1 protein-coding gene is annotated in these 224 nt (G+C 45.5%); it reads right to left on the reverse strand.

All coding sequences use genetic code 11. The features are described from left to right. Positions 1-197: hypothetical protein (locus FS628_RS31085; RefSeq protein WP_222125366.1), on the reverse strand; the 197-nt coding region annotated here is incomplete at its 3' end. Positions 198-224: the final 27 nt, after the last annotated feature.

Below are 224 nucleotides of genomic sequence, written 5' to 3' on the forward strand. Positions count from 1 at the left end.
CTCTCAATCCCAATCTCCAAAAAACCCACTTTCCTTCCCAAATTCATCCGCTCCCCTTCCCCTCTACCCTTCCTCACATTTACTCCCCTTATCATCTCCCATTCATTCTTACCCAAAACCCTCTCCCTCCCTTCCATAAACTCCACCAACGTCACCTCCTCAACCATCCTTACCCTATTCAATTCTTCAATAAACATATCCAACACATTCAACTCCCCATTACC

This window comes from Paenibacillus xylanexedens (assembly GCF_007676705.1).
Lineage (GTDB): Bacteria > Bacillota > Bacilli > Paenibacillales > Paenibacillaceae > Paenibacillus > Paenibacillus xylanexedens_C.